This window comes from Streptomyces sp. OfavH-34-F (assembly GCF_022347745.1).
In the GTDB taxonomy this organism is placed as follows: Bacteria; Actinomycetota; Actinomycetes; order Streptomycetales; family Streptomycetaceae; genus Streptomyces.
The window spans coordinates 20417-29580 of record NZ_JAKRGC010000050.1 but is presented as its reverse complement, the minus strand read 5'-3'; the positions used below and the strand labels follow the sequence as shown (position 1 = coordinate 29580).

Sequence of the window (9164 nt, the reverse complement as noted above, 5' to 3'; positions counted from 1 at the left end):
CGCGTCGGCCCTGCGGACCCGGCTCGCCGGCCTGACCGGCGACGCCCGCGCCGAAGCGGTCCTGGAGCTGGTCCGGGCGAAGATCGCCGCGGTTCTCGGGCACGCCTCCGGCGAGTCCATCGAACCGGGCCGTGCCTTCGACGAGCTGGGTTTCGACTCCCTGACCGCCGTGGAACTCCGCAACCGGCTCGACGCCGAGACCGGGCTTCGGCTGCCCGCCACGCTGATCTTCGACCACCCGACCGCCGAGGCCGTCGCCGCGTTCGTCCTGGAACTCCTCGACGGCGCCCCCGACACGGACCACGGGCCCGCACAGGCAGTCGCCGTGCGTGCGGACGCCGACGATCCGGTCGTCATCGTCGGGATGGCCTGCCGCTATCCGGGCGGTGTCACCACCCCGGACGAGCTGTGGCGCCTGGTCGCGGACGGAGTGGACGCCATCGCCCCGCTCCCCGGCGACCGGGGCTGGAACCCGGACGTCTACGACCCGGAGCCGGGCGTTCCGGGGAAGTCGTACGCGCGTGACGGCGGGTTCCTGTACGACGCGGGCGAGTTCGATCCGGACTTCTTCGGGATCAGTCCGCGCGAGGCGCTGGCCATGGACCCGCAGCAGCGGTTGCTCCTGGAAGTGGCGTGGGAGGCGATCGAGCGGGCCGGTGTCGATCCGACGACGCTCAAGGGCAGTCGGACCGGGGTGTACGCCGGGGTGATGTACCACGATTACGCCGGGGGCACGGCGGGAAGCCTGGTGTCCGGTCGGGTGGCCTACACGCTCGGCCTGGAAGGCCCTGCGGTCACCGTGGACACGGCCTGCTCCTCCTCGCTGGTCGCGCTGCACTCTGCGGCGCAGGCACTGCGCTCGGGTGAGTGCTCGCTGGCGCTCGCGGGCGGTGTGACCGTCATGTCCACCCCCGACATGCTCGTGTACTTCAGCGAGCAGCGCGGCCTCTCGCCGGACGGCCGCTGCAAGTCCTTCGGGGCGGGCGCGGACGGCACGGGCTGGGGCGAGGGCGCGGGTGTGCTGCTGCTTGAACGGCTGTCCGATGCGCGGCGCAATGGCCACCCGGTGTTGGCGGTGGTCCGGGGGTCCGCGCTCAACCAGGACGGTGCGAGTAACGGCCTCACGGCGCCGAATGGTCCGTCGCAGCAGCGGGTGATCCGCCAGGCTCTGTCCGCTGCGGGGCTGACTGCGGCTGAGGTGGACGCGGTGGAGGCGCACGGTACGGGCACGCGACTGGGTGACCCGATCGAGGCGCAGGCGCTCCTGGCGACGTATGGGCAGGGGCGTGACGAGGACCGGCCGCTGTGGCTGGGGTCGATCAAGTCGAACATGGGTCACACGCAGGCGGCTGCGGGTGTCGCGGGGATCATCAAGATGGTCATGGCGATGCGCCACGGTGTGCTGCCGCCGACTCTGCATGCGGAGGAGCGTTCGGACCAGATCGACTGGTCCGAGGGTGACGTGGAACTGCTGACGGAGGCCCGTGCATGGCTGCCGGCGGGGCGGCCGCGTCGGGCCGGGGTGTCGTCGTTCGGGCTCAGCGGGACGAACGCGCACGTCATCGTGGAGGAGGCACCGGAGGCGTCCACGGACACCGTGAGTGGTGAGCCGGGGAGCGAACCAGCCGTAGTGCCTTGGGTGGTGACTGCGAAGAGCACGGATGCCTTGGCCGCGCAGGCGTCCCGCTTGCTGTCCGTCGCAGGTGACCACCGGGCCGCGGACATCGGCCACTCGCTGGTGGCATCCCGGCCGGTGTTCGAGCACCGGGCCGTGGTGCTTGGTGACCGCGAGGATGCGCTGGCTGCGCTGGCGTCCGGCGAGGAGCATCCGGCGGTGGTTCGCGGGGTGGCTGCGAAGGGCAAGACGGCGTTCCTGTTCACGGGTCAGGGTGCGCAGCGGCTCGGTATGGGGCGCGAGCTGTGCGACGCCTTCCCGGTGTTTGCGGGGGCGTTTGACGAGGTGTGCGGGGAGGTAGACGCGCATCTCGCTGCAGGGGTGCGGGAGGTGGTGTGGGGGAACGACGCCGACGCTCTCGACTCCACCGCGTACACCCAGCCCGCGCTGTTCGCCTTCGAGGTCGCCTTGTTCCGGCTGGTGGAGAGCTGGGGCGTCAAGCCGGATGTCGTGATCGGTCACTCGATCGGGGAGCTGGCCGCCGCGCATGTCGCTGGGGTGCTGTCTCTCGCTGACGCGGTGAAGCTGGTTGTCGCTCGGGGCCGTCTCATGCAGGCGCTTCCCGCAGGCGGGGTGATGGTCGCGGTCCAGGCGTCCGAGGAGGAGGTGCGTCCTCTCCTTACGCCCGGTGTCGGAATCGCCGCAGTGAATGGTCCCCGTTCGGTGGTCGTGTCGGGTGTGGAGTCCGAGGCGGTTGCCGTCGGTGAGCACTTCGCGGGTCTGGGGCGGAAGGTCCGGCGCCTTTCCGTCTCGCACGCGTTCCATTCCTCGCTGATGGACCCAATGCTGGACGACTTCCGGTCTGTCACAGCGGAGTTGATTTTCAACGAGCCTCACATCGCCGTGGTCTCCACCGTGTCCGGTGCGCCGTCGTCGGACTGGCAGTCCCCCGACTACTGGGTCGATCAGGTCCGTCGCCCTGTCCGCTTCGCGGACGCCGTAAACGCCGCCGAAGCCCTCGGTGCCCGTACGTTCGTCGAGATCGGCCCGGACGCCGTCCTCACCGCGCTCGGTGCCGTCGCGGCCGGCGAGGAAGCCAGTGCGTTCGTGCCGTTGGTGCGCAAGAGCCGACGCGAGCCGGAGACGCTGGTCAGCGGCCTGGCCCGAGTGTTCGTGGGCGGGGGACGGGTGGACTGGGCGGCGTTGTACGCCGGTTCCGGGGCGCGGACCGTCGAGTTGCCCACGTACGCCTTCCAGCGCTCCCGCTACTGGCTTGAGGCACCCACGTCCGAGGGCGGGGCCGTCGCCGCTTCCGGGCAGGTCGCGATCGACCATCCGGTGCTTCGCGCGGCCGTGGTCCTGCCCGACGACGGCGGTGCCGTGCTCACCGGCCGGCTGGCGGCCGGGACGCACGGCTGGGTCGTGGACCACAACGTCCTCGGGAGCGTGCTGTTGCCGGGCACCGGGTTCGTGGAACTCGCCGTCCGGGCCGGCGAGCAACTCGACTGCGGGCTGCTGGAGGAGCTGACCCTTCAGGCTCCCCTCGTCCTGAACCCCCTCGGCGGCGTTGCCGTGCAGGTGGCGGTCGGAGCGGCCGACGAGACCGGGCGCCGCAGCGTGTCGGTGCACTCGCGCGCCGATGACCAGCCGGACATGCCGTGGACCCGGCACGCCGAGGGAATCCTGGCCCCCGTGGCGGAGGAGGCCGTGGTGGACGGGCTCATGGAGTGGCCGCCCGCCGGTGCCGAGGAGCTGACCGTCGAGGGCGCCTACCAGGACCTCGCGGAGGCGGGCTACCACTACGGGCCGGTGTTCCAGGGCCTCACCGCAGCCTGGCGCCTCGGCGAGGAGCTGTACGCGGAGGTTCGCCTGCCCGAGTCCGCCCACGAGGACGCCGCGCGCTTCGGCCTGCACCCCGCCCTGCTGGACGCGGCGATGCATGTCGGGCTGCTGGCCATTCCGGGCCGCGAGGACGGCGGGCAGACGCTGCTTCCCTTCGCCTGGAACGGGGTGGCCCTGCACGCGGCCGGGGCCACCGCCCTTCGGGTGCGGGTCAGGCCGGTCGCCCAGCAGGACGGTCTCTCGCTGACTGTCGCGGACGAGCACGGAGCGCCCGTTCTGTCGGTGGAGTCCCTGCTTTCCCGGCCCGTCTGGGACCAGCAATCCGGCTCTGGAACCGCTGATTCGCTGCTCGCGGTGGAGTGGCTGCCCGTGACGCTGGGCAGCGCTGCGGGCGAGTCACCCTCGCCCGAGGTTTACGAGTGCGTGGTGGAGGAAGAGGCCGCCACTGATCTGCCGAGCGCCGTACGCGGCGTGCTGGGGCAGACCCTGGACGCCGTACAGGACTGGCTGACCGTGGACCGGCCCGAGGGCGCGGTGTTGGCGGTCGTCACGCGCGGTGCGGTGGGCACCGGAGCTGTGGACGTCCGGCAGGCGCCCGTGTGGGGGCTGGTCCGGGCCGCGCAGGCGGAGAACCCGAGCCGGTTCCTGCTGATCGACACCGACGACTCGGTACCCGTGGGCCCGCTGGTGGCCCTGGGAGAGCCGGAGTTGCTGGTGCGCGACGGCGAGGTACGGGTGCCACGCCTGCGCCCGGCGGCCACCCCGGCCGATGAGGCGGCTCGCCCGGTGTGTGATGCGGACGGGACGGTGCTGGTGACCGGGGGGACCGGTGGGCTGGGTGCGCGCGTGGCCCGGCATCTGGTGGTCGAACACGGTGTGCGGCAGCTGCTTCTGGTGGGGCGTAGGGGTGCGGATGCGCCGGGCGCCGACGAACTGGTCGCGGAGCTGTCCGGGCTCGGTGCCTCTGTCTCCGTGGCGGCGTGTGATGTGGCGGACCGGAGTGCGCTGGCCGCTGTGATCGGGTCGGTGGACCCGGCGCATCCGCTGTCGGGTGTCGTGCACGTGGCCGGTGTCGCGGACAACGGAATGGTGGGGGCGTTGACGCCCGGCCGTATGGACACCGTCCTGCGGCCGAAGGTGGATGCGGCGTGGCATCTGCATGAGCTGACGCGGGACATGGGGCTGTCGGCGTTCGTGATGTTCTCGTCGGCCGGCGGTCTGGTTCTGGCGGCCGGGCAGGGGAACTACGCGGCGGCCAACGTCTTCCTCGACGCGCTCGCGGCCAAACGTCATGCCGAAGGTCTTCCGGCGACCGCGATGGCCTTCGGGCTGTGGGCCGTCGACACCGGGATGGCGTCCCACCTGGCCGACGCCGACCTGGAGCGCATGCGCCGGGCCGGTACGCCCGCGCTGTCCGAGACGGAGGCGCTCGCCCTGTTCGACGCCTCCCTCGCTTCCGGTGTCGCGGCCACCGTCCCTCTGCGCATCGACCAAGGCGCCCTGCGCGCCCGTACCGATGAACTCCCGGCTCTTCTGCGGGCCATGGCGCCGCCGGCCCGGAAGCGGACCACGACCGGTGCGGCCAAGGGGGCCTGGCTCGCCGCGCGGGTGGCGGGATGCGACGAGGAGGAGCGGACCGGGATCATCCTGGACGTCGTACGAGGGCACGCGGCGGCGGTACTCGGGCACGCCTCCGGGGAGGCGATCGAACCGGACCGCGCATTCGGGGAGCTGGGTTTCGACTCCCTCGGTTCGGTGGAACTGCGCAACCAGCTCACGGCGGTCAGCGGGGTGCGACTGCCCGCGACGCTGATCTTCGACTACCCGAGCGCGGCGGAGGTCGCCGCGTACATCGCCGCCCGCCTCGTCCCGGCCGTGCCGGTGTCCAGGGCGGAAGCGGACCTCGGGAAGCTGGAGACGTTGCTCGCCACCGACGCCCCGCCCGCCGGTCCCGAACGCGCCAAGCTCGTACAACGTCTGCGGGAGCTTGCGGGCCGGCTCGACGAACCGGTGCGCGGCACGGTCGAGGAGGCGGCGCAGGACCTGGACGCGGTCACTGCGGACGAGCTGTTCGACATCCTCGACAACGAGCTGGGAACCCCCGCCACCCCCTGACACCCGGCACCGCCTCACCAGGCGGGACGGGCACCCGGCCGGGGTGCGCGGCGGCTGTAGGACAGCCGCCGCGCACCCCGGCCTTTCGTGTGCTCCGGCCCCGCCGTATCGGGGCCCGCGGCAGGGGTGGGTTAAGGGTAGGCCGCCCCTCGGAGCGCTCAGTAGCGTTCGAATCCGATCAACGTTGGACGCCGCGTGAGTGAGTCGCCACGGATCGTCTACCAGAGGGAGTGAGTCTCTGTGAGCAACGAAGAGCGACTTCTCGAATACCTGAAGCGGGCCACGACCGATCTGCGGGACGCACGCCGCCGGCTGGCGGACGCGGAGCTTCGCCTTGAGGCGGCGGGGCCGTCCGGCCGGGGCGCCCACCACGACGATCCGGTGGTCGTCGTCGGCATGGGGTGCCGCTATCCGGGCGGGGTGACGACTCCGGAGGAGCTGTGGCGGCTCGTCGCGGACGGTGTGGACGCGATCGGGGAGTTCCCCGCAGACCGGGGCTGGGACGAAGGTGTGTACGACCCCGAACCGGGGAAGCCCGGCAAGACGTACGCGCGCGAGGGCGGGTTCCTTTACGGGGCTCCGGACTTCGATCCGGTGTTCTTCGGGATCAGCCCCAACGAGTCCCTCGTGACGGACCCGCAGCAGCGGCTGCTCCTGGAGGTGTCCTGGGAGGCGATCGAGCGGGCGGGGATCGATCCGACGACGCTCAAGGGTTCGTCGACCGGGGTGTTCGCCGGGGTGATGTACCACGACTACGCGCTCGGCGCGGAGCCCGGATCGACCACGGCCGGCAGCGTGGTGTCGGGCCGGGTGGCGTACACGCTGGGGCTCGAAGGACCGGCGGTCAGTGTGGACACGGCGTGCTCGTCGTCGCTGGTCGCGCTGCACATGGCGGCCCAGGCGCTGCGCTCCGGGGAGTGCTCGCTCGCCCTGGCCGGCGGGGTGACGGTCATGTCGACGCCGGACATGTTCGTCTACTTCAGCACGCAGCAGGGCCTCGCCCCCGACGGACGCTCGAAGTCCTTCTCCGCGTCGGCGGACGGTGTCGCCTGCTCGGAGGGCGCGGGCGTCCTGCTGCTTGAGCGGCTGTCCGACGCGCGTCGCAACGGCCACCCCGTGCTCGCCGTGATCCGGGGTTCGGCGCTCAACCAGGACGGCGCCAGCAACGGCCTCACCGCCCCCAACGGGCCGGCCCAGCAGCGCGTCATCCGTCGGGCTCTGGAGGACGCGGGGCTGACGGCCGCCGAGGTGGACGCGGTGGAGGCGCACGGTACGGGGACGACGCTCGGCGACCCGATCGAGGCGCAGGCGCTCCTGGAGACCTACGGGCAGGAGCGGCCGGAGGGCCGTCCGCTGTGGCTGGGGTCGATCAAGTCGAACATGGGGCACAGCCAGGCAGCGGCGGGCGTCGCCGGGATCATCAAGATGGTCATGGCCCTGCGGCACGGCGTGCTTCCCAAGTCCTTGTACGCCGAAACGCCTTCGGACCAGGTCGAGTGGGCGGACGGTGCCGTCGAGCTGCTGGCCGAGTCGCGGCCGTGGGAGGCCGGCGGCACGGTGCGGCGGGCAGGGGTGTCCTCGTTCGGGATCAGCGGGACGAACGCCCACGTGATCGTCGAGGAGGCGCCGCAAGAGGCGGGGGAGGCGGTCGTGCGGGCCGCGCTCCCCGTAGTTCCTTGGGTGGTGACGGCAAAGTCTGAGCAGGCCCTCGGTGCTCAGGCCGCCCGCCTGCGGGAACAGGTCCTGGGAGGGCCCGACGAGACCGATGCGGCGGACATCGGGCTCTCCCTGGCCACCACACGGACCGCCTTCAGCCACCGGGCGGTCGTCCTCGGCCACGCGGAGGCCGGCCATGCGGAGGCGCTGACCGCGCTGGCGGAGGGAAACGAACACCCTGCGGTGATCGTGGACCGCGCCCGCCGGGGAGGGAAGTCGGCGTTCCTGTTTACCGGGCAGGGTGCGCAGCGGCTCGGTATGGGACGGGAGTTGTACGAGGCGTTCCCGGTGTTCGCGAGGGCGTTTGATGAGGTGTGCGGGGAGGTAGACGCGCATCTCGCCGCAGGGTTGCGGGAGGTGGTGTGGGGGAACGACGCCGAGGCGCTGAACTCGACCGCGTACACGCAGCCCGCGCTGTTCGCTTTCGAGGTGGCGTTGTTCCGGCTGGTGGAGAGCTGGGGCGTCAAGCCGGACGTCGTGATCGGTCACTCGATCGGGGAGCTGGCTGCCGCGCATGTTGCCGGGGTGCTGTCCCTTGCCGATGCGGCCAAGCTCGTCGCCGCTCGCGGACGTCTCATGCAGGCGCTTCCCGCAGGCGGGGCGATGGTCGCGGTCCAGGCGTCCGAAGACGAGGTGCGCCCTCTTCTCACCTCCGGTGTAGGGATCGCGGCGGTGAACGGTCCCCAGGCCGTCGTCGTCTCCGGCGCGGAACCCGAAACGCTGGCTGTCGGTGAGTACTTCGCCGCCGCCGGTCGCAAGACCAGCCGCCTTCCCGTCTCGCACGCCTTCCACTCCACCCTCATGGACCCGATGCTGGACGAGTTCCGGTCCATCACGGCCCAGTTGACGTTCCACGAGCCCCGCATCACCGTCGTCTCCACCGTCACCGGCGCCCCCTCCACCGACTGGCAGTCCCCCGACTACTGGGTCGACCAGGTCCGCCAACCCGTCCGCTTCGCGGACGCCGTAATCGCCGCCGAGGCACTTGGCGCCCGCACCTTCGTGGAGATCGGTCCCGACGCCGTACTCACCGCGCTCGGCGCCTCCTCCGTGACCGACGAGGAGACCGCGCTCGTACCGCTGCTGCGCAGGAACCGGCCCGAGGCGGAGTCGCTGGTCGGAGCGGTGGGGCGGCTGTACGCACAAGGGGTCCGCGTGGACTGGGAGGCGTACTTCGCCGGGAGCGGGGCGCGCCGGGTCGAGCTGCCCACGTATGCGTTCCAGCGCACCCGCTTCTGGGTGGCGGGCAGCGGCACCACCAGCGGCACAGGGCCGGGGGTGGCGCACGAGGTGCCCACGGCCGAGGAGTCCCAGCGGGCCGCCGAGGACCTGCGGGCGGAACTGGCGGGGGCCGGGCCGGCCGAGGCCGGGCGGGTGCTGCTCGCCCTGGTGCGTACGCATGTGGCGGCCGTGCTCGGGCACGCCTCCGTCGGCGTCGTGGAGACCGACGTGGCTTTCCGGGACATGGGCTTCGACTCGCTGGCCGCCGTGGAGCTGCGCAAGCGGCTGACGGCCGCGTCCGGGTGCGACCTGCCCGCCACGCTGATCTTCGACTATCCGACCCCGCGGTCCGTCGCCGCGTTCCTGGCGGACTGCCTGGACGCCGAGCCGGGAGCGGGGGCCGACGATCCGGCTGCCGCCGTGCTCGCCGAACTGGACCGGATCGAGGACGTGCTGGGCGGCTTTCCCGCCGGAGGGGACGCCGAAACGGTCAGTGCCCGAGCGGATGCGATCACCGCTCGGCTGGAAGCCATCGTGCGGCGGTGGCGCGACGCGCAGGGCGACCCGGCGACGGCCGGTGAGGGGCCCGACTTCGAAACGGTCACCGACGAGGAGCTGTTCGACGTGCTCGACAGCGAATTCGGCATCTCCTAGC

2 protein-coding genes are annotated in these 9164 nt (G+C 72.0%); both read left to right on the top strand.

All coding sequences use genetic code 11. From position 1 onward, the window contains the following. On the top strand, positions 1–5572 hold a 5572-nt coding region (locus MHW47_RS11060), incomplete at its 5' end, for a type I polyketide synthase (RefSeq protein WP_239222504.1). 240 nt (positions 5573–5812) lie between these two features. Further along, the gene (locus MHW47_RS11055; RefSeq protein WP_239222503.1) at positions 5813–9163 is read left to right on the top strand and encodes a type I polyketide synthase; all 3351 of its coding nucleotides are present in this window, start codon (positions 5813–5815) and stop codon (positions 9161–9163) included. Position 9164: the final 1 nt, after the last annotated feature.